Annotated in this window: 17 protein-coding genes and 4 pseudogenes; 11 read left to right on the plus strand and 10 right to left on the minus strand. The window is 68.8% G+C overall.

What is annotated here, in order from left to right:
- A pseudogene (locus ACIRR9_RS53730) lies at positions 1 to 82 on the plus strand (IS5/IS1182 family transposase); the annotation flags it as partial.
- Positions 83 to 660: 578 nt separating this feature from the next.
- On the opposite strand, the gene ACIRR9_RS53735 reads toward ACIRR9_RS53730, so the two are convergent.
- Positions 661 to 4,515, minus strand: a complete 3,855-nt coding sequence (locus ACIRR9_RS53735) for a hypothetical protein (RefSeq protein WP_403768703.1) — start codon at positions 4,513 to 4,515, stop codon at positions 661 to 663.
- A 199-nt stretch (positions 4,516 to 4,714) separates the two neighbouring features.
- Here ACIRR9_RS53735 and ACIRR9_RS53740 point away from each other — a divergent pair, with 199 nt between their 5' ends.
- The 4 genes from ACIRR9_RS53740 (at position 4,715) to ACIRR9_RS53755 (ending at position 6,386) form a co-directional block, all read left to right on the plus strand.
- The gene (locus ACIRR9_RS53740) at positions 4,715 to 5,080 is read left to right on the plus strand and encodes a peptidoglycan-binding protein (protein ID WP_403768706.1); all 366 of its coding nucleotides are present in this window, start codon (positions 4,715 to 4,717) and stop codon (positions 5,078 to 5,080) included.
- Between the two features lie 33 nt (positions 5,081 to 5,113).
- Positions 5,114 to 5,515 (plus strand): peptidoglycan-binding protein, encoded by a 402-nt coding sequence (locus ACIRR9_RS53745; protein ID WP_403768709.1) that lies wholly within the window; start codon positions 5,114 to 5,116, stop codon positions 5,513 to 5,515.
- Positions 5,516 to 5,578: 63 nt separating this feature from the next.
- On the plus strand, positions 5,579 to 5,959 hold the full coding sequence (locus tag ACIRR9_RS53750; RefSeq protein ID WP_403768712.1) for an SH3 domain-containing protein: 381 nt from the start codon (positions 5,579 to 5,581) through the stop codon (positions 5,957 to 5,959).
- Positions 5,960 to 6,041: 82 nt separating this feature from the next.
- Positions 6,042 to 6,386 carry a peptidoglycan-binding protein gene (locus ACIRR9_RS53755; RefSeq protein ID WP_403768715.1) on the plus strand — a complete coding sequence of 115 codons (345 nt, stop codon included), beginning with the start codon at positions 6,042 to 6,044 and terminating at the stop codon, positions 6,384 to 6,386.
- Positions 6,387 to 7,536: 1,150 nt separating this feature from the next.
- Here ACIRR9_RS53755 and ACIRR9_RS53760 read toward each other — a convergent pair.
- Positions 7,537 to 7,884 carry a transposase family protein gene (locus tag ACIRR9_RS53760; RefSeq protein ID WP_403768717.1) on the minus strand — a complete coding sequence of 116 codons (348 nt, stop codon included), beginning with the start codon at positions 7,882 to 7,884 and terminating at the stop codon, positions 7,537 to 7,539.
- A 483-nt stretch (positions 7,885 to 8,367) separates the two neighbouring features.
- On the opposite strand from ACIRR9_RS53760, the gene ACIRR9_RS53765 reads away from it, so the two are divergent.
- Positions 8,368 to 8,889, plus strand: coding sequence for a hypothetical protein (locus ACIRR9_RS53765; RefSeq protein ID WP_403768720.1), 522 nt, complete (start codon positions 8,368 to 8,370; stop codon positions 8,887 to 8,889).
- Positions 8,890 to 9,311: 422 nt separating this feature from the next.
- Positions 9,312 to 9,671 (plus strand): annotated as a pseudogene (locus ACIRR9_RS53770) (transposase); the annotation flags it as partial.
- On the opposite strand, the pseudogene ACIRR9_RS53775 reads toward ACIRR9_RS53770, so the two are convergent.
- The 3 genes and pseudogenes from ACIRR9_RS53775 to ACIRR9_RS53785 form a co-directional block, all read right to left on the minus strand.
- Positions 9,638 to 10,065: pseudogene (locus ACIRR9_RS53775) on the minus strand (transposase family protein); the annotation flags it as partial. The pseudogenes ACIRR9_RS53770 and ACIRR9_RS53775 overlap by 34 nt on opposite strands.
- Positions 10,066 to 10,182: 117 nt before the next feature.
- Positions 10,183 to 10,746: pseudogene (locus ACIRR9_RS53780) on the minus strand (transposase); the annotation flags it as partial.
- Between the two features lie 1,188 nt (positions 10,747 to 11,934).
- Positions 11,935 to 12,762, minus strand: a complete 828-nt coding sequence (locus ACIRR9_RS53785; protein WP_403768723.1) for a helix-turn-helix transcriptional regulator — start codon at positions 12,760 to 12,762, stop codon at positions 11,935 to 11,937.
- A gap of 101 nt (positions 12,763 to 12,863) precedes the next feature.
- On the opposite strand from ACIRR9_RS53785, the gene ACIRR9_RS53790 reads away from it, so the two are divergent.
- Positions 12,864 to 13,610, plus strand: coding sequence for an SDR family oxidoreductase (locus tag ACIRR9_RS53790; RefSeq protein ID WP_403768726.1), 747 nt, complete (start codon positions 12,864 to 12,866; stop codon positions 13,608 to 13,610).
- Between the two features lie 359 nt (positions 13,611 to 13,969).
- Positions 13,970 to 14,866 (plus strand): helix-turn-helix transcriptional regulator, encoded by an 897-nt coding sequence (locus ACIRR9_RS53795; RefSeq protein WP_403768728.1) that lies wholly within the window; start codon positions 13,970 to 13,972, stop codon positions 14,864 to 14,866.
- 25 nt (positions 14,867 to 14,891) lie between these two features.
- Here ACIRR9_RS53795 and ACIRR9_RS53800 read toward each other — a convergent pair whose 3' ends face one another.
- The 4 genes from ACIRR9_RS53800 to ACIRR9_RS53815 are packed head-to-tail and all read right to left on the minus strand — an operon-like array spanning position 14,892 to position 18,353.
- Positions 14,892 to 15,926 carry a zinc-binding dehydrogenase gene (locus ACIRR9_RS53800; RefSeq protein ID WP_403768731.1) on the minus strand — a complete coding sequence of 345 codons (1,035 nt, stop codon included), beginning with the start codon at positions 15,924 to 15,926 and terminating at the stop codon, positions 14,892 to 14,894.
- Positions 15,927 to 15,980: 54 nt separating this feature from the next.
- Positions 15,981 to 16,982 carry an aldo/keto reductase gene (locus ACIRR9_RS53805; protein WP_403768734.1) on the minus strand — a complete coding sequence of 334 codons (1,002 nt, stop codon included), beginning with the start codon at positions 16,980 to 16,982 and terminating at the stop codon, positions 15,981 to 15,983.
- 17 nt (positions 16,983 to 16,999) lie between these two features.
- Positions 17,000 to 17,329 carry a carboxymuconolactone decarboxylase family protein gene (locus tag ACIRR9_RS53810; protein WP_403768737.1) on the minus strand — a complete coding sequence of 110 codons (330 nt, stop codon included), beginning with the start codon at positions 17,327 to 17,329 and terminating at the stop codon, positions 17,000 to 17,002.
- Between the two features lie 37 nt (positions 17,330 to 17,366).
- A complete protein-coding gene (locus ACIRR9_RS53815; RefSeq protein WP_403768739.1) occupies positions 17,367 to 18,353 on the minus strand; it encodes an aldo/keto reductase in 987 nt (328 codons plus the stop codon).
- Positions 18,354 to 18,642: 289 nt separating this feature from the next.
- On the opposite strand from ACIRR9_RS53815, the gene ACIRR9_RS53820 reads away from it, so the two are divergent.
- Positions 18,643 to 19,611: a helix-turn-helix transcriptional regulator gene (locus ACIRR9_RS53820; protein WP_403768741.1), complete on the plus strand. Its 969-nt coding sequence runs from the start codon at positions 18,643 to 18,645 to the stop codon at positions 19,609 to 19,611.
- Between the two features lie 244 nt (positions 19,612 to 19,855).
- Positions 19,856 to 21,064 (plus strand): asparaginase, encoded by a 1,209-nt coding sequence (locus ACIRR9_RS53825; RefSeq protein WP_403768744.1) that lies wholly within the window; start codon positions 19,856 to 19,858, stop codon positions 21,062 to 21,064.
- Positions 21,065 to 21,132: 68 nt separating this feature from the next.
- Here the strand turns inward: ACIRR9_RS53825 and ACIRR9_RS53830 are convergent, their stop codons facing one another.
- On the minus strand, positions 21,133 to 22,269 hold the full coding sequence (locus ACIRR9_RS53830) for a low temperature requirement protein A (RefSeq protein WP_403768747.1): 1,137 nt from the start codon (positions 22,267 to 22,269) through the stop codon (positions 21,133 to 21,135).
- Positions 22,270 to 22,370 lie beyond the last annotated feature (101 nt).

Raw genomic sequence — 22,370 nt, forward strand, 5'->3', positions numbered from 1 at the left:
CATCTACCGCAGGTCCCGGTGCAGCCCGAATCGAATGACGTCAATCGCCAAGGCCATCCTCACGCTGGAGCGGCAACGCTGAAGAAGCTCACTGATCAACCAACTCGACTGACCCCTGAGGGTCGTTCAGGCGCTCGACCGAGTCACTTCGGTCGAGCGCCTGCCAGGTCCGACGGGACGATCATCCAGCAGACCTACGTACCGAACTGTCCGAGCACACCACTACAGTCGGCGCCCGCGAGTTGCTCGGGCAGGCCCCGACGGCGCCGGTGACGGCGACTGCGGAACGGGTCGGATGCGGGTGCGTAGGAGGCGGAACGAGGCTCGGCCGTACATCTGTCGTTTGATGGTCTTGATGCGGTTGACGTGGCCCTCGACGATGCCTGAGTTCCAGGGGAGGGTGAGGCCGGCGGTGACGGCATCAAGGTCGAGGCAGAGGCCCTGTGCGAAGGGGAGGATCGGGGTGGGGGCTTCCCGCTCGACTTCGCGGACCCGTGCCAACAGCTGGTCACCGCACGGTGTTGGAGCAGGTCCACCTGGGGATTCACGAAATCGCGGACTGAACCGATTAAGCCGTCGTCGACATCCGGCGCGTGGTGCGCACTGCCCGGTTCCGATGGGCTTGTCGCCGACCGCCCTGACGATGCGGGCCAAGGCGCGTCAGCACCGGGAACGGAATGGAAGATCGGGCAGGTATTGCTGCCACTGCTGGGGCGTAAGGGCGTTGTGGGTAGTGGCGCAGATTCGCTGGACGGGCGCCCCGACGCTGACTCGCGTCAGCTGAACGGTACGGTCGTCGGCGACGGTTGCGAGGACACGCCCGTCTGGGCTGAAGGCCGTGTCGTTGACGACTCCGGTGTGACCAGTCAGGGCCGATCCTATGGCGGTAGCGTGGGCTGGGTCGGCCACGTCCCACAGGCGCACGGTCTGGTCGTCGCCACCGGTGGCCAGGGTGCGTCCGTCTGGGCTGAAGACGAGGGAGTCGACGAAGCTGGTGTGGCCGGTGAGCGGCTTCCCCACCTGTGCGCAGTGGGCAGGGTCGGTGACGTTCCACAGCCGTATGGTGTGGTCGGCGCTGGCGGTGGCCAGTGTGTGGCCGTCCGGGCTGAAGGCCGCGTCCCTGATGCCGCCGCTGTCGGTCTGCAGGGCGGGCCGGAAGAACTCGGGCCGTGCCGGATCGGACATGTTCCACAGGCGCAGCGTGTCATCAGAGCCCGCGCTGGCCAGGACGTGCCCGTCTGGGCTGAATGCCAGCGCATCGACACTGTCGGTGTGGCCCCGCAGGACGCCCAGGCTTCGAGCATGCTGTGGGTCGGTGACGTTCCACAGCCGTACGGTCCGGTCGGCACTCGCGGTGGCCAGCACACGGCCGTTCGGGCTGAATACCATGCGCGTGACCGGGCCCGTGTGGCCAGCCAGCACTGGCAGGCGGCTGGGGCGGTGGGGGTCGGCGACGTTCCACAGGCGCACGGTGCCGTCGGCGCCTGATGTGGCCAGCACGTGACCGTTCCGGCTGAAGGCCACACGGGAGCCGGTGCCCGTGGGGCCTGTCAGTGCCGACAATGCTCTGGGACGTCCGGGATCGGTGACGTTCCAGAGCTTCGTGCTCTGGCCGGTGCCGCCGGTGGCCAGGACATGGCCGTCGGGGCTGAATGCGACGGCGTTGAGGGGGCCAGGGGCGGCCAGACGGCTCCCGGGGAGGTTCCACAGCCGCACGGTGTGGTCGCGGGAGGCACTGGCGAGCGTGTGGCCGTCGGGGCTGAAGGCCAGCCAGTACACGTAGTCGGTGTGACCGGTCAGGGGCTCGCCGAGGGCCGACGGGTGCCCGGGGTCGGTGACGTTCCACAGCCGTATGGTGTGGTCGGCACCGGCGGTGGCGAGCGTCTGTCCGTCGGGGCTGAACGCCACGGCGTACACGGAGTCGGTGTGGCCGGTCAGCGCAGGGCCCAGAGGTGTGGCGCGCGCGGGACGGGAGACGTCCCACAGGCGTACGGTGTGGTCGTTGCTGACGCTGGCGAGCGTGCGTCCGTCGGGGCTGAAGGCGACCGCGTAGACGGTGTCCTTGTGGCCTTTCAGCGGAGGTCCGAGAGGCTTGGGGTTGGCAGGGTCCGCGATGTCCCACAGGTGGATGGTGTGGTCGTGGCCGGCGCTGGCGAGCACGCGCCCTTTCGGACTGAATGTCGCGGAGGCGACCGCCCCCACGTGGCCGGTCAAGGCGTGACCGATGGGTGTGGCGTGCGCGGGGTCGGCCACGTTCCAAAGCCGCAGTGTGTGGTCGTAGCTCGCGGTGGCGAGGATCCGACCGTCGGCGCTGAACGAGACGGAGAACACGTAACTGGTGTGGCCCGTCAGGGGCGGCCCCCACACGCGGGGGCGAGTGGGGTCGGTGACGTTCCACAGGCGTACCGCCCGGTCGCGGCCCGCTACCGCCAGGGTGTGGCCGTCGGGGCTGAAGGCCAGCCAGTACACCCAGCCGATATGGTCCTTGAGGGGTTTTCCGAGAGGCAGGGGGTGGGCGGAATCGGTGACATTCCACAGGCGCACGCTGCCGTCGGCGCCTGCAGTGGCCAAGGTGCGCCGGTCGGGACTGTAGGCCACGGCGAAAAGGGTGTCGGTGTGGCCTGTCAGCGTGGTCGCGAGGGGCGTGTTCTCGGTGCTGAGGAGCCTGGTGTAGAGCTCGGGTGAGGGCCTCAGCCGATAGGCGGCCAGGCTGAGACGTGCGGCCAGCGACACGTCGTTGCTCTCCACCTGCTCGGACCGGGCAGTGATCTCACGGGATATGGCGACATCACGCTCCGCCCGTGCGGCGCCGCGCTGCTGGAACGCGACGACGGCAGCCGTGGAGGCCAGTACCGCCAGGACAGCCAGTACGGCGACTGCGGCCCGGCGCAGGTGGCCGACCCGGCGTTGCTGCCGGAGGGATGCCATCAGGAAGTCCTGGACCCGTTCGCTGAGGAAGAGGTCGCCGCGGTGACGTTCGGCCCATTCGGTGGCCGTAGCCAGCTGACTGCCACGGTAGAGCAGGCTCTGGTCCCTGTGATCGTGCGCCCAGGCGGTCGCGGCTTCCGTCAACCGCTGGTGGGTGAGCAGTCCTGCCCTGTCCTCGTTCAGCCAGCCAGCCAGCCGCGGCCATGCCTGGAGCAGTGCCTCGTGGGTGATCTCGACGGTGTCGGTGTCCAGTGTGACAAGGCGCGCCTGAGCCAGCGCGTCCAGGACGGCCTGGGTGCCGGGGTGGGCGAGTGCGTCCAATTCGGCGCGCGCGACACGTCGTTTGGTGTCGTCGGTCCCCTCTCCGAGAGCGACGAGGCGCAGGAAGAGAGCGCGGGCCAGGCGCTGTTGCGGGGGCGCCAGGCCGGCGAAGACGGTTTCAGCGGTCTGTCCGAGAGCGTGCCGGATACCACCGGCGGCTTCGTAACCGGACAGGGTGAGGGTGTTGCCGCGTCGACGGCGCCAGGTCTCGCGCAGGGCGTGGGAGACCAGGGGCAGGGCGTTGGCCTGGCCTGCGGCATCGGCGACAACGCGGGCCAGCAGCGGGGTTTCGACGGTGCACTCGGCCTGTACAGCGGGTTGGCTGATGGCCCGGCGCAACTCGTCGGTGACCATCGGGCCGACAAGCAGCTGGGCGTCCCGCAACGCCGTGACGAGGTCAGGGTGTTCGGAGCAGCGGGCATAGAAGTCGGCCCGGACGCCGATCACGACCCGGGTGCGACTGTTGGGGGCCTGAGCTGCGGTAGTCAGTGCCTCGATGAACGAGGCTCGTTCCCGTGTGCTGGTGCAGAGGGTGAAGACCTCCTCGAACTGGTCTACAACCAACAGGAGTTCGCTGCCCTCGGGACGGTCGGCGAGGATCTGCAGCACGGTCAGGTGCAGGGCTCGGGGCTTGTCCTGGAGCTCCTCGGACAGGGCGGTGGCTGATCCGCCCCCCAGCGCGGCCAGCTGTGCGGCGCACTCCTCCAGCGGGTGAGGGCCTGGGACGAGCAGCACCGTGCGCCATTCACCTTTCCCCGGTGTGATGGCATCGGCCCTGGGCAGCAGACCGGCCCGCAACAGCGACGACTTGCCCGAGCCGGAGGCTCCGAACACGGCGAGGAAGCGACGGTCACGGACGCGGGTGACCAGGTCGTCGGTCAGCCGTTCCCGTCCGAAGAACCGTTCGGCGTCCTCCGGCTGAAACGCCGCGAGTCCCGCGTAGGGGCTCCGGCGTTCATCGTCGAGGGGCTCGGGGAGAGCCTCGTCCGGTATCTCGGCCGCCAGTTCCGCGGCGGTCGACCGCCATCGCGCCTCCCACTTGGCCGGATCACCGTCGCAGGCCCGTACGTACGCGAGGGTGACCGGCAGGCTCGGCAGTTTCCGCCCTGCGGCGGCATCCGCGAGGGTCGTGGACGAGTAATGAGCCCGGCGGGCCAACTCGCGGTAAGGCGGACTTCCTGCCTCAGCCCGTAATCGCCGCAGGTCGGCCGCGAAGACGGTCAGCACGCCATCGTCGTCCGCCAACGGACGCTCGGCTCGTGGCACCCCATACCTCCCCGAGATCAACAGACCCGGCACATTGTCCGGAGCTTGTTGTCCGGCACTCAACCCCCGATTCCGGACAACGAAACGGCTGTACAAACGGGGTCACCGGCGGATCGGCGTGGTCGCTCCGCCAGCTCACCCGTCACCTGCGCGACGACCGGACGGCAGCAGGAATCAGGGACACAGGAAAGGGACATCGATGAGGAAACTGGCCGCGAGAAGCGCCGTACTGAGTACTGCTCTCGCGCTCGCCGCAATCGGCACAGCGGGCGCGGCCGACGCACGAGTCGGCGCGGACTGGGTCGGCTACGGCTATCCCAACCACTACAACGCGGTCAAGTGCACCCAGGAGGGGATCAACAACTCGCCGGCCCCGTACCACGTAACGGTGGACGGACTCTTCGGGCCGGACACGTACAAAGGCGTGATCGCCTTCCAGAAGTGGTGGGACTCCAACTACGAACCACGGCTCGGCGTGGACGGGATCGTCGGCCCGGAGACCGGCGACGACCTTCTCGGCTGGCTCGGTTCCGGCTGCGACTACGACCTGCCCACCACCGGCTGACCCGATCCATCCCATGACGGAGGGACATTCGCCATGCACGTCCGCAGGCGTCTTCCAGCGACCCTGGCTGCTGCCGCTCTGCTGGGCAGCGGACTGGCCACCGCCTCCGCGGCCCAGGCCCACACCCTGTCCACCCAGGCGTACTCCTGCCACTTCTACGCCTCCGGAGGAGGTGAATACGCCGGTCACTACAGCGGGAACACGGTCGTTCCGTCATCGACCTCGGTGACGAGTGCGGGCATCGAGGCTCAGTGCCTGCTCAGTCGTATCGGGTACTACACGGACACCGTCGACGGAATCTTCGGCCCGCACTCGCAGGCTGCGATGGAGCTCGCCCAGCAGACGTACAACAGCGTCTACCACAAGCACGTCAGCGTGGACGGATTCCCCGGCCCTGAGTCCTGGTGGGGGCTTCGTCTCGTCGCCGGGGGCTGACTCCCGACGCACATTCATCCCGAAAACAGCCCGTTTCCCGACGGGCGCAGGAGAAGGAGTGTCATGAAGTCCAACAAGCGTCTACTCGTGGGGGCGGCAACCCTGGCTATGGCCATGTCGGGACTGCTCTGTTCCCCGGCTGCCCAGGCGGCCGGACAGACCTCGGTGCAGCCGGCTGCCCGCAAAACCGTGTACGTCTACGCCACCGACGTTCATCTGCGGGCGGCACCCAACACCAGCGCCACGATCCTCGACACGGTGTCGCACATCAACCTCTACGACTACTGCCAGACCAACGAGAACACCACCGCGGTTCCCGACCCCAATGGAGGGACCAACCCCTGGTGGAGCAAGGTGACGCTCACGACAGGCAGCGACTACGCCTGGGTCAGCAACGTGTACCTGCAGGGCGGTCGGAAGATATCGGGTGTTCCGGACTGCTAGCCCGTCGGCGCGCGGACAGCGCCGTGCACCACCACGAGGTGGATCCCATGAACGTCACCGACCCACCGGGAGGTATCACTCCATGCGACGCACCACCCACCGCCTCGGCGTCACCGCCGCGGTCGCAGTGCTGACCTTCACGGGCGTCGGCTGGGCCGTCGGCGCCGCGTCGGCGGCCCCCATCGCACCGGCTTACGCGTGTGCGTACTACAGCGGCAACGCGCTGACGGTCTACGGCGACACAGGCCCACGGGTCCAGCAGGCCCAGTGTCTGCTATCCCACTGGCGCTACCTCAGCGTAAGCGACATCGACGGGAAGTTCGGCGACCACACCCTGCACGCGGTGAGGAGCTTCCAGTCGGATCACCACCTGACCGTCGACGGGGAGGTCGGCGTTCACACCTGGGCCGCGCTCTACGGCACCTGACCGCGGGCTCGCGCGGTCACCGGTCCCGACGACGCAGCGGGGGAACAAGGGAGCTGGGCTCCGGACGCGAGATGTCCGGGGCCCAGCACGTCGCGACGTGGCGGCCACCGTCGGCCGATGTCCTGTCATGCCTACGGCGACGCGTGCACATGCGGCTCCACCCGAGTTCGACCATGCGTTCCCCGACGCGGCGTCGCAGTTCGTCGACCACGTCATCACGCCCGGCAGGTCCGGGTACGCCGTCGACGGCTTGAAGGAGCCGCAGCCCGTCCCCACGATGAAGGAAACAGCCCCGCCCTCCGGCCGGTCGGCCGCGTTCCCGAACTTGTGGACGAGAGAGTCACACCCAGGAGTAGACGGACTGGACCCGGCAACCATGGCCACGCGCCACTTCGACAACACCATGCACCCGCACCGGCAGACTCACCCGAACCAGGCCCCCGTTCGAACCCCACCGATCCACAGCCCCTATGAGCGGGGTGCCGGCTGTAGCTGTTTGACCAGGTGGAAGACCTCGCGGGCCGCGTAGCGCTTTAGGCAAGGGACGATTTCGCGACGGGACTTACCCCCCGGCGCTCGTAGTTGTCCTGAGCGCGTGGGGTCGACGGCCCCGCAGGAGCGATCACCATCACCATCCGCGGAGCATCCCCGCGGGGCTCGGGGTCGACGCGGCTGATCAAAACTACGGTCGATGTGTACGGGCACCTCGTCCACCCCGCCTGGGACCACGGCGAGACGATCCTGCGAGCAGCTGTTCGACCCGCCTCCACGTCCACGTCAGCCGAGAAGTCGCATCCGGGAGACGCGACTCGCCCATAGATGCCAACGCCGACTCCCGTCGTCCCCGGCGGTCGCTCACCGAGGCTCACCCGTGCCAGGCGGGGAGCGGAAGCGGTTCAAAGCGACAGCTCGGTCGTGGAACCGGGAACGGGACATCCGAGAGACCATCCGCCACATTTCTCTCTCTTCTGCGATGTCCTGTGGCAGGTCAAGGCCCATGGCCTGAGCCAATGGGTGGCGCCCCAGGTTGACCAGTGCGCGGACGGCTGTCGCCCATTCATCAGTCGCTGCAACCGCGGCCCGATACCAAAGCGGGCACAGAGCGCAGAGGACGCCGGCCGTGCCGAGGAGAACTGGAGGATCGGCACTGTCAACCGATGTGCTCGAGGCGGGCGAACAGGCGCCGCACAGTGGATTCGTCCACCCCGCCCCGCCCGATCCCCAGCCGTTCCAGCACGGCGCCTCCTGCGTCCCGGGCCCACTCCCCGATCGCGGTGAACCCCCGGGCCCCGGCCACCACCGCGCACACCGCCACCGCGATCAGAGCACCCACCGGATGCCGGACCCCGCGCCGACGGCGCGGATCAGGTATCCGAGCGAGCAGCTGGACATGGAGCTCATGATCCGTGACGGGCGTGCGAACAGGAGAGGGGATGAGAGACGATGACATGGCGCGGGCGTGATCCCTGGTCGGACGGTAAGGCGTAGGAACCTCCATCCAACCGGACCGGAACACGTCCGCGTACCTCGCCCCCTCGCAAAACCCCACGTCACAGGGCTACAAAACGACTTTGCCGGGGCCCTGTCCCTCAACACCCCACGCATTCGGGAAAAATGCCCAGCTCGCGGCATTCTGCACCGCGTTTTAGTGCTGTGACCGCGTAGGTTCGCCGGGTTGGTCAGACCGGTATAGTTGCGGTTCGAACAGCAGGGAGTGTGCTGGACGAGGTTGATACCGGCAGCTGCTGGCCTGGGGATATTTGAGTCGTTTCGCTGCTCTACACTTCAACTTCCACATGCGTTCAATTTCATTTCCCGGGGGGGAATCATGGCGACGCCACAGCAGAATGTTAATCCGTATCCAGTTCCGTCAACTCAACCCGCACCTGTGCCGGTTTCGGGCCCGCAACGCTGCCAATTCTGCGGGGGAATTCCGGCGCTGAAGACCACGGTCCGAGGGCATCAGGGCATACTGGTCATCATGCGGTTCCTCAAGGTACGAGGGCTCTTCTGTCGCACCTGCGGCATTGCCGTGCACCGTGAGATGACCACCAAGACGCTGTGGCAGGGTTGGTGGAGTATCTTCTCTCTCGTCATCGCTCCAGTCACCCTGGTCATCAACCTTGTCGCTCGCGTCCGCTTCGGCCGAATGACGCCTCCGGCCGACGGAATACGACCTCCGCTCGATCCCGGCAAACCGGTCATACGGCGTGTCGGGGCGATTGGTGTCTTCGCGCCGTTCCTCATCGTCGGCGCTTTCGCGATCGGCGCGGAACTGGACGACAGTGCGAACACCGCAGAAGTCGGCGCGTGCATGCACATCAGCGGCACAGAAAGTGCTCCTGAAGCCACTGTTGTCGACTGCGGTTCGACCGAGGCCCAGTTCAAGGTTGCTGAGCGGCACGAGGGCAGTGATGCCCACTGCGACCGCACGGTCTATTCCGAGTACGACGAGTACGGAGGCCAGGACAGCTTCACCCTGTGCCTCACTCCGCTTCCATAGGACGCCATTTCATTTGGCGTGATCTTGAGGAAGTCTTGGGTGCAGCTGCGGCCCCGTCCACCCCGAGCGATCGGGGTGGACGGGGCCGCAGCCGTTCGCCCGGAAGGTCAGGCCGCCGGACGCATCGGGTGAAGTGTGATGCGCGGGACTCCGTCGGAGCGTCGCCAGCGGGCAGTTGCGCGCCGGGTGTCAGCGTCGGTGATGAAAGAACGTTTTATCCCGGTAAAAAGTGTTTAGTGGCGCTTCAGGAGACGAGTCCGTCTGGGGTCATTGGGGTAGACGCGCTTCATGCTGCGCATGTGACCGGCGACCTCGTATGTCAGTCCGTTTCGTTTGACTTGCTCCTGTCTGATCCCAGGGCGCCCCCGCATAGACCCTTTTACGCCCTGGGGGCACACCGCGCACGACGGTACTACCGAAACATGACGCGACATCGCCCGTATCCCAGCGATCTGTCCGATGCTCGCTGGAAACTGCTGGAACCCGTGCTTTCGGCCTGGCGGGCCGAACGAAGAGGCAAGGGCCTGGACATCGGCCGTCCTCCCGAGCATGAACTGCGCCGCATCATGGACGCCATCCTGTACATCGACCGCACCGGGATCCCCTGGCGCTACCTCCCGCACGACTTCGCCCCATGGGAGACGGTGTACGGGTACTTCGCCGCGTGGCAGAAAGAAGGAGTCTTCGACCAGCTCAACGGCCTCCTGCGCCGTTTGGTACGCGAAGCCGAAGGGCGCAACGCCGAGCCGAGCGCCTGCGTGCTGGACGCCCAGAGCATCAAGTTCACTCCGTGTCGGCGATGCTTGTGGGAGAAGTCGGCCCGGCTGTCGCCGACCCGGTCGCACTCGGCCAGGGTGCCGTCGAGGAGGGCGTAGTCCGGGTCGGCCTCTCGCAGGGCGCGCAGCAGGCCGGGCGCGCGGTCGGCGAGCAGGTCGACGACGGCTGTCGAGTAGGCGTGGGCAGTGCCGACGGAGATGCCGAAGCCGGCCACGAGTTGGGCGAGGGTGTCATGCCGGCGCAGGTACACCAGACCGACCAGCGCACGCTGGTGCGGCGGGAGCTTGCAACGACGGTCACCCTCGCGGGTGACAATCAGCATGGTGCCCCCTTAAGAATGCTGGTGGTCCGGGAGGACTGGGTGTGGGGCAGGTCGAGTGCGGCAGAATACGGAACCAACGCGGCTCCTGTGCCTGTGGGTTGAGACTTCGGACACCTCCTCCAACGGTACGGGGGCCTCGTGCGTTGCGCCCACCACAGGCGTCACCCGATCGGTGGCCACTCTGAAACAGCTCAGTCGATGAAGACGACCGGGTAGACGCTGTCCAGCGGACGATTCTGCCATTCCGTCATGCCCGCCATCACACTGTCGGTGATCGTGGAAATCGTGGACTTGGAGATCTCCGCCCCGTACACCTCGGCGAGATACGCGGAGATCTCCCCATGCGTCAGCCCCTTCGCCGACAGCGACAGGACCATCTCGTCCACCCCGCCCAGACGCCGCTGCCGCTTCTTGACCAGCTGCGGCTCGAACGACCCGACCCGGTTCCGTGGCACCGCGATCTCGACCGGCCCCGACTCGGTTATCACCGTCTTGGACCGATGCCCGTTGCGGTAGTTCTCCCGGCCGCCCTCGACCCGCTCACCGGGCTCGTGCCCCAGATAATCAGTGAGCTCGCCCTCCAGGGCGGACTCCAGCACCCGCTTGGTCAGCTGCTGCAGCAGGCCGCCCTCCCCGGTGAGCTTCACTCCACCGGCCTGGGCCCGGGCCACCAGCTCGGCGACCAGCCCGTCATCCACGGTGCCCGTTGCACCCACAGCGGCGTCCCCGGCCTCGGTGTCACTCGTCACGTCAGTCATCAACTGTCGCTTCCAGCTCGGGAGTTACACCGCTCACCGGGCTCTGTTCCGTAGTCGGTGGTGACGGCAAGCGACGGGCATCGTTGACGTTATATGCGTGATGACAACTCCCTTCTGGCAACGGTGTTTTCAGGGCTGTCGGCGCTGGTCATCGATCATGTGGCGGACGATGGTGAGGTGGTCCGGGTCTTGGCCCGGACCCGGGATGTTCCCGTTCCCTGCCCGATGTGGAAAGGTTCCCGACTCTGTTGGACGCAGCCCGGCACCTGACCTCCAGGCCTGTCCGGCGGGGATTCCTGTGGGACAACTTCGACTCTGGGATCGCAGCCGCCCTGGCGAGGGACCCGGACATGGCCCGCGATCACTTTCAACAAGTCCTTCGAGAGGCCGCACTGGCCCCGTGGATGGTCGATGCCCAGGAGAAGGCACGTGAGCTTCACGCGATCGCGACAGATCGCGACGCCGTGAGCGACTGGGTCACGCGGGCCGTCGACTCATGCCGGAGCAAGCTGGGCCTTGTTCCTGCGCCGTGTGCGATCAGCTGAACGGACCCGAGGGCTGAGTGACGGAGCTCGAACTCCTCTGAAAACGGGTCCTGTTGTCGTGACCGAGCGTTACCAAAGCTCGTTCCCAAAGGATCTGCCCTCGTCCGTGATCGACGCTTCGGGTGCTGCCGTGAGCAGCCAGATGATGTACGCAGGCCGTTTAGTCGGGGAGTTCCGGGAGCTTGAGCATGGCCGCACTGACGGGCCCTCGCTGAACGACTGCGTGCAACGGAAAGGTGCGCCCTATGAAGCGGACCTCGTTCGCTACCTGCGTGCCGGCTCGGTGCTGGCCGCGACCACCTCACGAGTCCACGATGTCCTCAGCGCCAGGAACGATCTGATCGGCAGCCTGCATCTCCTCACTGACGGTGAGTGGTTGCAGGCCGCCTGCCTCGTGGTCGGGCCGATGCGCCATGTCGAATACGACGCCCGCTTCGGACCCCTGGTACGACATAACCACTCTCCGGCGCCCCCGGCCCGGATGCGAGTGTCAGTCCGAAGCCGACGCCATCGCCGCCGTACGCGAGCGCCGTCGGCGACCCCACGGACCCTCCGTCCGTGCCTGTTGAATGACCGACGCCGGTCGGTAGCAGTCCGCGAAACGGCGTCGGCCGAAGCACGGCTATGGGCGCCGCCGACCGGTTCAGACGGCCGTGGCAGCGAGACGGCTGAAAAGTTCCCGGGTTGCGGAGCCCGGCTCGGCGCTGTAGACGATGAGGCGTTGACCGGTCTCGGGTATGTGGAGTACCTGGCACTCGTACTCCAGCGGCCCGAAGGTGGCGGAGTCGATCTTCTTGATGACCCGGCGCCGCACCTCGACGTCATGGGCCGCCCACATCTCGGCGAATCGTGGTGAGGTACCGAGGAGTTCGGTGACGAGCCCCTCGATCCCGCGGTCGCCGGGGTGGAGGGCGTAGGAGGCACGCAGGTCGGCGACGGTCGCGCGGGCGAACGTGATCGCCGACTCGTCGTCCCAGCGATGGTGGTCGAGGGCCTCGCGGAACATCCAGCGGACGAGGTTGCGGTCGTCCTGCGGTGCCCGCACGACACTGCTGATGAAGTGCTCCGCGAGCGCGTTCCAGGCGAGAAGCTCGTACTTCGCGTCGACGACGTAGGCCGGCACCTCCGGCATGCTGTCGAGGAGGCACCGCACGGCGGGAGTGAGTTCGCGGACCGGGCCGACGGCCGGGGGCGGGCTTTCGCCGGCGACGCGGAAGAGGTAGTCCCGCTCGTCGCGGGTGAGCAGCAGTGCCCGGGCCAACGCGGAGAGCACCTGCCGGGACGGGTTCGGGCCACGGCCCTGTTCCAGCCGGATGTAGTACTCGATGGACATTCCGGCGAGTTGGGCGACCTCCTGCCGGCGCAGACCGGGCGTGCGGCGGCGCAGACCGTCCGGCAGCCCGACGTCACGAGGTTTCAGACGAGCCCGGCGAGCCCGCAGGAACGCCGCCAGGTCCTCGCGCAGGATCATGCCTCCATGCTGCCCCAGCTATGGCGGCCGTGGGTGGTATCGCCGGTACCAGCTTCACCGGGTCTCTGGTGGGCCGGACACGGGCGCCGCAGGGTCGGGGCATGACACTGATTGCGCTGATCACAGGTGCCAACAAGGGCATCGGCTACGAGACCGCCCGTCTGCTCGGCGAGCGTGGCATGACCGTCCTGGTCGGTGCGCGGAACGAGGAACTGGGGCGGAAGGCCGCGTCGGCGCTGCGCGAGGGCGGCGCCGACGCCCGTTTCCTCCAGATCGACGTCACCGACGACGCGTCCGTCCAACGAGCGGCCGACCACGTGGACGCCGCGTACGGACGCCTCGACGTCCTGGTCAACAACGCGGGCATCGTCGGCGACGTCGAGGGCGCCCGCGGCGGACCGAGCGCCGCCACCCGGGCCGCCCTCCGCCAGGTCTTCGAGGCGAACGTGTTCGGCGTAGTGGCGGTCACCAACGCCTTCCTGCCGCTGCTGCGCAGCGCCGAGGCCGCCCGGATCGTCAACGTCTCCAGCGAGGTCGGGTCGCTGACCTTCATGAGCGATCCGGAGCATCCACTCCACCAGCTGGCCACGATTCCCTACCCGGCGTCGAAGACCGCGCTGAACATGGTCACCGTGATGTACGCCAAGGAGCTGGGGGACACCCCGATCAAGGTCAACGCCGCCAACCCCAGCCACTGCGCGACCGACCTCACCCACCACACCGGCTCCCGCACGCCGGAGCAGGGCGCTCTGGTGAGCGTCGCGCTGGCCACGCTGTCGGCCGACGGTCCGAGCGGGCGGTTCTGGGGCGACGGCGCCCCGGCCGCGGACGCGGAACTGCCCTGGTGACTCCCGACGGGAATCACCAGAGCGATGCGTGACAGTGCCGGACCGGCAGGTCTCACGCCCAGTTCGGCTCTCGCAGCAGCACCAACCTCAACGGCAACACGCGCCGCTTCCTGGCCGCCGGGATCCACGGCTGTCCGTTCGCCGACGCCGCACCGACGGCGGCCTCCCGAAGAACATCGCCGTCGGCCGGGACAGCCCGCTGACGATCTCCATGCTCGGCGGCGTGGAGGGCAAGACGTCGACGGCCGCCCACGACGGGCTGCGGCGGAACCGCCGACCGTCCGCAGCCCCGTCCGATGGGCTTTTGCGGCAGCGCGGACAGCAGATCGGGACGTGGTCCCGGCTGCATACTGGACCACATGGCACGCGAGCAGCAGAGCGCCGACGGCAGCGGGCTGGGGATCTTCCTGCGCACCCGCCGGAGCCGGGTGACGCCCGAGGACGTCGGCTTGGTGACCAATGCCGGACTGCGGCGTACGCCGGGGCTGCGGCGCGAGGAGCTGGCCACACTGGCCGGAATCAGCATCGACTACTACGCGCGCCTGGAGCGCGGCCAGGAGACCAACCCCAGCCCGGCCGTGGTCGACTCCCTCGCGCATGCTCTCCGGCTGGACGCGCACGAGCACCGGCATCTGCGCGATCTCGCCGAACGAGCCGACAGGAGGCCCGCGCCGGAACCGTCGGCCGCTGCCGAGCGGACCGTGCGGCCCGACATCGAGCTGATGCTGGAGAGCCTGCGCCCCAACCCGGCGTACGTGATCAGCCGCACGATGGACATCCTCGCGGGCAACCCCGGCTCGGTCCGTCTCTTCGCCGGGGCGGAGGACTGGCCGCCCGAGCGGCACAACGCCCTGCGCTATCTCTTCCTCGACCCACGCGCGCCGAAGCTGTTCGCCGACTGGGACGAGCAGGTCCGCACGTGCGTGGGCCGCATCCGGGCCCTTGCGGGCACCGAACCGGACGCTCCCGGCCTGTCCGAACTCATCGACGAACTCAGGCGGGAATGCCCGGAGTTCGTGCGCCGATGGACGGACTACGACGTTCAGCCGCACCCGCGAGGCGACAAGACCTTCCACCATCCGGACGTCGGTGACATCACGCTCGGCTACCAGTCGATGCAGCTCGACGGGACTCCCGGCCACCGGCTCGTCGTGTTCTTCGCCGAACCCGGTACCCCCGACCACGCCAAAATGCTCCTCCTCGACAAGGGGGCCGCCGAAGCGGCCTCCGAGCACGTCGAGGAGGAGCGGAGCTGACTCAGGTCGGCTCCCCTGACCGGCGTCAGGGCTTGACGATGACCTTCAGTGCCTCGCGGTCGGCCATGGCGCGGTAGGCGTCCGCGGTGTCCTCCAGGTCGACGGTGCGGTCGAAGACCCGGCCCGGCTGGATCTTCCCCTCCAGGATGTCGGGCAGCAGTTCCTCCATGTAGGCGCGGGCCGGGGCCACACCGCCGGTGATGGTGACGTTCTTCGCGAAGTCCATGAAGCCGAAGGGGATCTCGCCGTACTGCGGTACGCCGACCCGGCTGATCGCACCGCCCGGGCGGACCACGCCGAGACCCGTCTGGAAGGCCGACAGGGCGCCGACGCACTCCAGCACGGCGTGGGTGCCCATGCCGCCGGTCAGCTCTTTCACGCGAGCGATGCCTTCTTCGCCGCGTTCGGCGACGACCTCGGTGGCCCCGAACTCGACGCCCAGGTCGGTGCGGTCCTTGTGCCGGCCCATCAGGATGATCCGCTCGGCACCGAGCCGCTTGGCGGCCAGGACGGCGGACAGGCCGACCGCGCCGTCGCCGATCACGGTGACGGTGGTGCGCTCGTCTACACCGGCCTTGACCGCGCTGTGGTGGCCGGTGCACAGCACGTCGGAGAGGCTGAGCAGGGAGGACAGGAGGGCGGAGTCCTCGGGCACCGGCAGCTTGACCAGGGTGCCCTGGGCCTGCGGGACGCGGACCGCCTCGCCCTGGCCGCCGTCCACGCCGTTCGGGCCCCACTGACCGCCGTGCGGGCAGGCCACGTGCAGGCCTTCCTTACAGAAGACGCAGGTGTTGTCCGCCCAGAGGAAGGGCGCGACCACCAGGTCACCGGCCTTCACACCGGACACCTCGGAACCGGTCTCCTCGACGATGCCGAGGAACTCGTGTCCCATGCGACGGCCCTCCCCGGAGGCGGGCATGGAGGCGTACGGCCACAGGTCGCTGCCGCAGACGCAGGCGAGGACCACCCGGACGATCGCGTCGGTGGGGTTCTGGATCTTCGGGTCGGGAACGTCCTCCACACGGACGTCGCCGGCACCGTACATGATGGTTGCGCGCATGAAACTCTTCCGATCTTGCTTGATATGAGGGGTTGGTCGACGGAGTGCGGCGGCTCAGTAGCGGCCGCCTTCCGGTGTCGGCAGGGCGTCCAGTTCGGCCAGGTCCGCCGGGCTCAGCTCCACGTCCGCGGCGCCCGCGTTGTCGAGCAGGTACGCCGGGTTCTTGGTCCCGGGGATCGGGATGACGTACTCGCCCTGGGACAGCACCCAGGCGAGCGCCACCTGCGCCGGGCTGGCGCAGATCCTCCCCCAGCCTTCGGCCGGGGGAACCCCCATCTCGCTTCGCTCGGCGATCTCCCGCACCTTGGCGACGAGGGCCAGGTTGGTGCGCAGCGCGTCCTGCTGGAAGCGGGGCATCGAGCGGCGGAAGTCGTCGGCGGGCAGGTCGTCGAAGGTGGTGAACCGGCCGGTGAGGAAGCCCCTGCCCAGGGGCGAGTACGGCAGGAAGGCGATGCCCTGCTCCTGGCAGTACGGCAGCACCTCGTCCAGCCAGTCGCGGGTCCACAGCGACAGCTCGGACTGCACCGAGGCCACCGGGTGGACGGCCTGGGCCCGCTTGATCTGTTCGACGGTGACCTCGGACAGGCCGATGTGGCGGGCCTTGCCGGCGGCCACCGTCTCGGCGAGGGCGCCCCAGGTCTCCTCGATCGGCACCGCCGGATCCACTCGGTGCAGCTGGTAGAGGTCGACATGGTCGGTGCCGAGCCGCCCCAGGCTCTCGTCGATCGACAGTCTGACGTGCTCCGGCCGGCCGTTGGGGCCGCGTACGGGGCGGCCCTCGGCATCCCGGGACAGGACGCCGACCTTGGTGGCCAGCACCGCCCGGTCACGGCGGTCCTTGAGCGCCCGGCCGACGAGTTCCTCGTTGGTGAGCGGCCCGTACACGTCGGCCGTGTCGATCAGGGTCATGCCCAGGTCGAGGGCCTGGTGGATCACCTTGACGGAGGTGGTGTCGTCGCGCGGGGCCTGTGTGTCGTAGGCATGGGTCATGCCCATGCAGCCCAGGCCCAGGACGCCGAGTTCGGGGCCGCCGCGGCCCAGTGTGGTGGTACGCATGACTGCTCGGCCTCCTGCTAGCCCTTGTCCTGGCCTTCGACGATGTTCTTGAGCTGGGTGACCGCGCTCATCGCGCTGGGCCATCCGGCGTAGAACGCCAGGTGCGTGAAGGTCTCGACCAGCTCGTCCTCGGTGAGCCCGTTCTCCAGTGCCCGGCGCAGGTGGTTGCCGAGCTGCTCCGGGCGGTACAGGGCCGCCAGGATGGTGACGGTGATCAGGCTGCGGTCACGCGGGGAGAGACCCGGACGCTCCCAGACATCTGCGAACAGCACCTCGTCGGTCAGCTGGACCAGCTTCGGGGCGAAGGCTCCGAGCGCCTTCTGGGCAGGGGTCGGCTCGTCTGCCATGTCTGAACTCCTTGGGTACGGTGCACGGGGTCGAGGTTCAGAGGTTGATCAGCTGGTTCATCTCCGCTTCGAGGCGGTCGCCCGCGGCCGGAGTGAGGTCGTTGAGCTTGCCGAGCTGCTCGGCGGTCAGCTCGACCGCGTCGGCGGCGGTGTTCTCCTCGACGCGGGAGACCCGCTTGGTGCCGGGGATGGGGGCGATGTCGTCGCCCTGCGCGAGCAGCCAGGCCAGGGCCACCTGCGCCGGGGTGGCGCCCGCCGCCGCGGCGACCGCCTCGACCTCATCGACGAGGGCCAGGTTGCGCCGGAAGTTCTCCTCGGTGAAACGCGGATTGGTCAGGCGCCGGTCGGTGGCGTCGAACTGGTCGGTGGAGCGGATCTTGCCGGTCAGGAAACCGCGGCCGATCGGCGCCCAGGGCACCAGGCCGATACCGAGCTCCCGCAGCACGGGCAGGATCTCCGCCTCGATGTCACGCGTCCACAGGGAGTACTCCGTCTGCAGGGCGGCGACGGGGTGGACGGCGTGGGCGCGGCGGATCGTGGCGGGGCCGGCCTCGGACAGCCCGATGTGGCGGATCTTGCCCTCGGTGACCAGCTCGGCGAGGGCGCCGACGGTGTCCTCGATGGGCGTGGCCGGGTCGACCCGGTGCTGGTAGTACAGGTCGATGTAGTCGGTGCCGAGCCGCCGGAGAGAGCCCTCGACCGCGGCGCGGATGTTCGCCGGGCTGCTGTCGGGCGTGCCCGGGGTGCCGTCGCCTGCGCCTGTGTACGAGACCAGGCCGAACTTCGTCGCCAGGACGACCTGGTCCCGGCGGCCCCGGACGGCCCTGCCGACGAGTTCCTCGTTGACGAAGGGTCCGTAGATCTCGGCGGTGTCGAGGAGGGTGACGCCCAGGTCGAGCGCGCGGTGCACGGTCCGGACCGACTCGGCGTCGTCCGTGCCGTGGCCGGTGTAGACGCCGCTCATCCCCATCGTGCCCAGGCCGATCCGGGACACGTCCAGGCTGCCCAGCTTGATGTGCTTCACGGTTGGCGATTCCTTCGTTTCCAGGGCGCCGGCGGATGCCTCCTCGGCTCCCCTGGGGTGCCGGGTGTTACGCCACGGAGCAGTGCATCCGGGGCCCTCTCTGTGTCAGGCCCTTCGCGCCGTGCGGAGTCGGCCCATCAACCGGAGAGGCCGTCCGCAACATCACCCAGCCTCCCTCTCGGCGGTCCGGAGTGGCAGGCCGCGCTGTGCCGGGCAGTGGCGTTCCGTGCTGTGACAGGGCACCCCACACGCCTGCCGTGCAGGTCACAGGACCGGCAGACTGGACGGTATGACACGTGACCAGCAGCAGCCGACCGGCGGCGGCACCGAGCTGGGCCGCTACCTGCGGGCGCGCCGCGCCCAGGTGACCCCCGCCCAGGCGGGCCTTGCCCCCGGCGCCGGGCTGCGCCGCACCCCAGGGCTGCGCCGCGAGGAGCTGGCCACACTGGCCGGGGTCAGCATCGACTACTACGCCCGCCTGGAGCGCGGCAGGGAGACCCGCCCCAGCCCGTCCGTCGTCGACGCACTCGCCCGCGCCCTCCAGCTGACGCCGGACGAGCACGAGCACCTGCGTACCCTGGCCGCCCACGCCGCCCGGACCGCACCGGATCCTCCTGCCGCGCCAAGCAGGACGGTGCGGCCCGGCGTCAAGCTGGTGCTGGAGAGCCTGCGGCCGAGCCCCGCCTACGTGGCCACCCGCACCAACGACCTGCTGGCGTGGAACCCCGCCGGGCTGCGTCTGTTCGCCGGTATCGAGGAGTGGCCGCTCAAGCAGCGCAACCTCGCCCGCTACGCCTTTCTCCACCCCGCCGCCCGCGAGGTCTTCGCCGACTGGGAACACACCCTGCGCGGCTGCGTCGCCCGGCTGCGGGCCCTGGCCGGCACCGACCCCGACGCACCCGACCTGACCGCGCTCGTCGGTGAACTCCTGCTCAAGAGCCCGGACTTCGCCCGGTTGTGGGAGCGCTACGAGGTCAAGGCGCACGCGTTCGGCCGCAAGACCTATCACCACCCCGACGTCGGCACCTTCACCCTCGGCTACCAGGGGATGCACCTGGAGGGCACCCCCGGCCATCGTCTGGTGACCTACTACGCCGAGCCCGGTACGCCCTCCCACGACGCGCTCGTCCTCCTCGACCTCACCGCGGACCACCCGGTCCCGCACGACAGTGGCCCGTCACGAGGGCGTGCACCGAAGACACCGGAAGAGGCCCCCTTCCCCCCGTCCGGGCACCGCGGGCAAGGGCAGGAGGGCTGAGCACGGTCACACGCGCATAGACACCGTGTACGACCGTCCGGTGCGTCGGGTCAGGGCTCCCGTCGCGCCGCGCTCAGCCATGCCCTCCGGGCCGCTGCGGCCGCCCGCCGACCCTTGATCGCGCTTTACAAACCATTAACTTGATCGACTTTGAGATGAATTATCCGGATTGCTTCACTTTGCGACGCCATGCAACTCCCTTTACCCAAGGAGCAAGATGCGTCCCGGTCTCACGAAGCGTCACGTGACTCCCCTTGCCGCGGTCACGGCCGCCGGCGTCGCCCTGGCCGTGGTCACGGCGTCGAACGCCGCCGCCACGGCGTCCCGGTCCGTCCGCACCTCCGCCCCCGCCTCGGCGGGCATACCGAAGGTCACGGTCAAGCCGGTGCCGCTGGCCGCCCGGAACCCGAAGCTGCCCGACGTCGTGGTGGTCGACGCCGGTGGCACGATCACCTCGACCGCGCGTGACCGCATCAGCTACCTGCACTACGGCCCGGCCCTGGCCGACGGCGTCCAGGGAGTCCTCAGGCCGCTGTACCCGGAGCTGGGGAACGTCGCCAACGTCTCGGTCGTACGGACCGATGTCACCGGAACCTCGTCCCAGACCACCACGAAGAACATGTACGACCTCTCCCGCACGGTGGACGCAGCGCTCGCCCTTCCCGGGATCGACGGCGTCGTCGTCAACAGCGGCACCAACGTGCTCGAAGAGGACGCGTACTACCTCGACCTGACCGTGCAGTCGAACAAGCCGGTCGTCATCAGCGGCTCGATGCACCAGTCGCAGACCTTCACCACCGACGGCGCGACCAACATGTTCAGCTCGATCCGCCTGGCCGCCAGCGGAAAGACGACCTGCTACGGCACGGTCATGCTGATGAACGACCAGTTCTTCGCCGCCCGGGAGGTCACCAAGACCGACGGCTACCGGATGGACACCTTCGGCGGCGGCAACTACGGCGCGCTCGGTGTCGTCAACGAGGACCACATCCGCACGATGCGAGCCCCGGCCCGGGTGATGAAGTGCGGCCGGAGCTCCTGGAAGACGCCCTTCGACCTGTCGAAGAAGAAGGCGAGCGACCTGCCCGCGGTGGACATCGTCAGCGGGTACATCGAGTCCTCGGCGGTCCCGATCGACGCCCTGGTGGAGGCCGGGGACAAGGGGATCGTGACCTCCGGCCACGGTCCCGGCGGAATCTCGAGCGCGCAGAACGCGGCCGAGGCGAGGGCGATCGAGAAGGGCGTCCTCTTCGTCTCGGCGACCCGCACCGGCGGCGAGGGCACCTATGACAGCGGGACACCCGGCGTGATCGGGGCCGCGGATCTCGCCCCGCAGAAGGCGCGGGTGCTGCTCCAGCTGGGTCTCGCCTTCAGCGGTGACGAGAACCGCATCCGCACCTGGTTCACGACCATCGGCGATCCCGAGTTCGACCTGTCCTCCTTCCGCCGCTAGCGGACGGGCGGACAGGCGATAGGCCGCGTTCCCCGGAGAACCTCGGCCGGGGGACGCGGCTGCCGTGCTCACACCGCCTGCTCCCAGTGGTGGCCCTCCCACAGGATCAGCGCGAGGAGGACGACAAGCGCGCAAGCGAGTGCCGCGGCCCCGCTGGCATACAGCGCGGCCGGGGCGGCCAGGGCGACGACGGCAAGCGCGGCCCACAGCCGGGCCTGTGGCCAGCTGCCGGCGAGGGTGCGGTGGAAGCAGGCCAGACCGGCCAGGTAGAGGGCGATCCCGATCGGCAGGAGCACTGCCTGGACACCGTCGGACGCGTCGTGGAACTCGTCGATGGCCTTCTCCATCCCGACCGCCGCGACTGCGATACCGAAGACGATGACGAAGTAGGCATAGCCGAAGGAGTAGACGGCGACGCGGGGCCGCCGGTCCCGCGGAACCCGCTCCAGACGGGCCTCGCTCTCGCGCTCCTCACGTCCGAAGTAGAGCCACCACATCGCCGCGCTCAGGGCCAGCACGAGGAGCGCGCCCACGAGCATCGTGGCCACCTCGTCCTCACGCGAGGCCACCGCGCCGACCTCGGCGATCGACTCGCCGAGCACGATGATCACCGCGAGTCCGTGCCGCTCGACGAAATGCCCGACGCCCACCGTGAACTCGCCGACGCCGGTGACGATCGGCGTCGCCACCACGATGGCCCAGGCCAGCAGCCACAGCCAGGGCCGCACGCCCGGTGGCACGAGGCCGGCGGCCAGGACGACGAGGGCCATGACCACGTTGAGCGGCCCGACCCGCAGGATGCCGCGATGCCCCGACGTCCCGATGAATCCGACCAGGTGGATGAGGACCACGAGAAGGTAGCTCGCGCCGAACAGCCAGGCCCACGGACCGCGTTCGGCGACCTTCGGAACGGTGATCGACATGACGAAGAACCCCGCGGTGCCGGCCAGGAGGAGCAACCGGGGGCCGGTGCGGTCCAGGTCCAGCGTGTTGGTCAGCCAGGCGTAGCCGCCGTACATCCACCAGATGATCGACAGCAGCATGGCCACCCGGCCGAGGCCGACCAGCGTCGGCAGCTCGTCGAGGACGGACGCGACCTGCGTGATGGTGAAGACGAAGACCAGGTCGAAGAAGAGCTCCAGCGGCCGGACGGATTCCACCGTGCCCTGGTCCGCGGCACCGGCCTCGGTTGTCTCATCGGTCACGGCGGCGACCGTGCCCATGCCCGCGCCGGCACACCGGGCGGCCGGGCCGCCGCGCGCGTGTACCGCGTCCTGAACTGCTGGTGGCGAGCAACTCCCGTTCC

Source organism: Streptomyces sp. NPDC101234 (assembly GCF_044767525.1).
Classification (GTDB): Bacteria; Actinomycetota; Actinomycetes; order Streptomycetales; family Streptomycetaceae; genus Streptomyces; species Streptomyces sasae.

Excerpts from the sequence above, each read along its gene's own strand:
- ACIRR9_RS53740 (WP_403768706.1), top strand. The coding sequence starts at position 4,715 with ATGAGGAAACTGGCCGCGAGAAGCGCCGTACTGAGTACTGCTCTCGCG.
- ACIRR9_RS53745 (WP_403768709.1), top strand. The coding sequence starts at position 5,114 with ATGCACGTCCGCAGGCGTCTTCCAGCGACCCTGGCTGCTGCCGCTCTG.
- ACIRR9_RS53750 (WP_403768712.1), top strand. The coding sequence starts at position 5,579 with ATGAAGTCCAACAAGCGTCTACTCGTGGGGGCGGCAACCCTGGCTATG.
- ACIRR9_RS53755 (WP_403768715.1), top strand. The coding sequence starts at position 6,042 with ATGCGACGCACCACCCACCGCCTCGGCGTCACCGCCGCGGTCGCAGTG.
- ACIRR9_RS53760 (WP_403768717.1), bottom strand. The coding sequence starts at position 7,884 with ATGGAGGTTCCTACGCCTTACCGTCCGACCAGGGATCACGCCCGCGCC.
- ACIRR9_RS53765 (WP_403768720.1), top strand. The coding sequence starts at position 8,368 with ATGCGGTTCCTCAAGGTACGAGGGCTCTTCTGTCGCACCTGCGGCATT.
- ACIRR9_RS53785 (WP_403768723.1), bottom strand. The coding sequence starts at position 12,762 with ATGATCCTGCGCGAGGACCTGGCGGCGTTCCTGCGGGCTCGCCGGGCT.
- ACIRR9_RS53790 (WP_403768726.1), top strand. The coding sequence starts at position 12,864 with ATGACACTGATTGCGCTGATCACAGGTGCCAACAAGGGCATCGGCTAC.
- ACIRR9_RS53795 (WP_403768728.1), top strand. The coding sequence starts at position 13,970 with ATGGCACGCGAGCAGCAGAGCGCCGACGGCAGCGGGCTGGGGATCTTC.
- ACIRR9_RS53800 (WP_403768731.1), bottom strand. The coding sequence starts at position 15,926 with ATGCGCGCAACCATCATGTACGGTGCCGGCGACGTCCGTGTGGAGGAC.
- ACIRR9_RS53805 (WP_403768734.1), bottom strand. The coding sequence starts at position 16,982 with ATGCGTACCACCACACTGGGCCGCGGCGGCCCCGAACTCGGCGTCCTG.
- ACIRR9_RS53810 (WP_403768737.1), bottom strand. The coding sequence starts at position 17,329 with ATGGCAGACGAGCCGACCCCTGCCCAGAAGGCGCTCGGAGCCTTCGCC.
- ACIRR9_RS53820 (WP_403768741.1), top strand. The coding sequence starts at position 18,643 with ATGACACGTGACCAGCAGCAGCCGACCGGCGGCGGCACCGAGCTGGGC.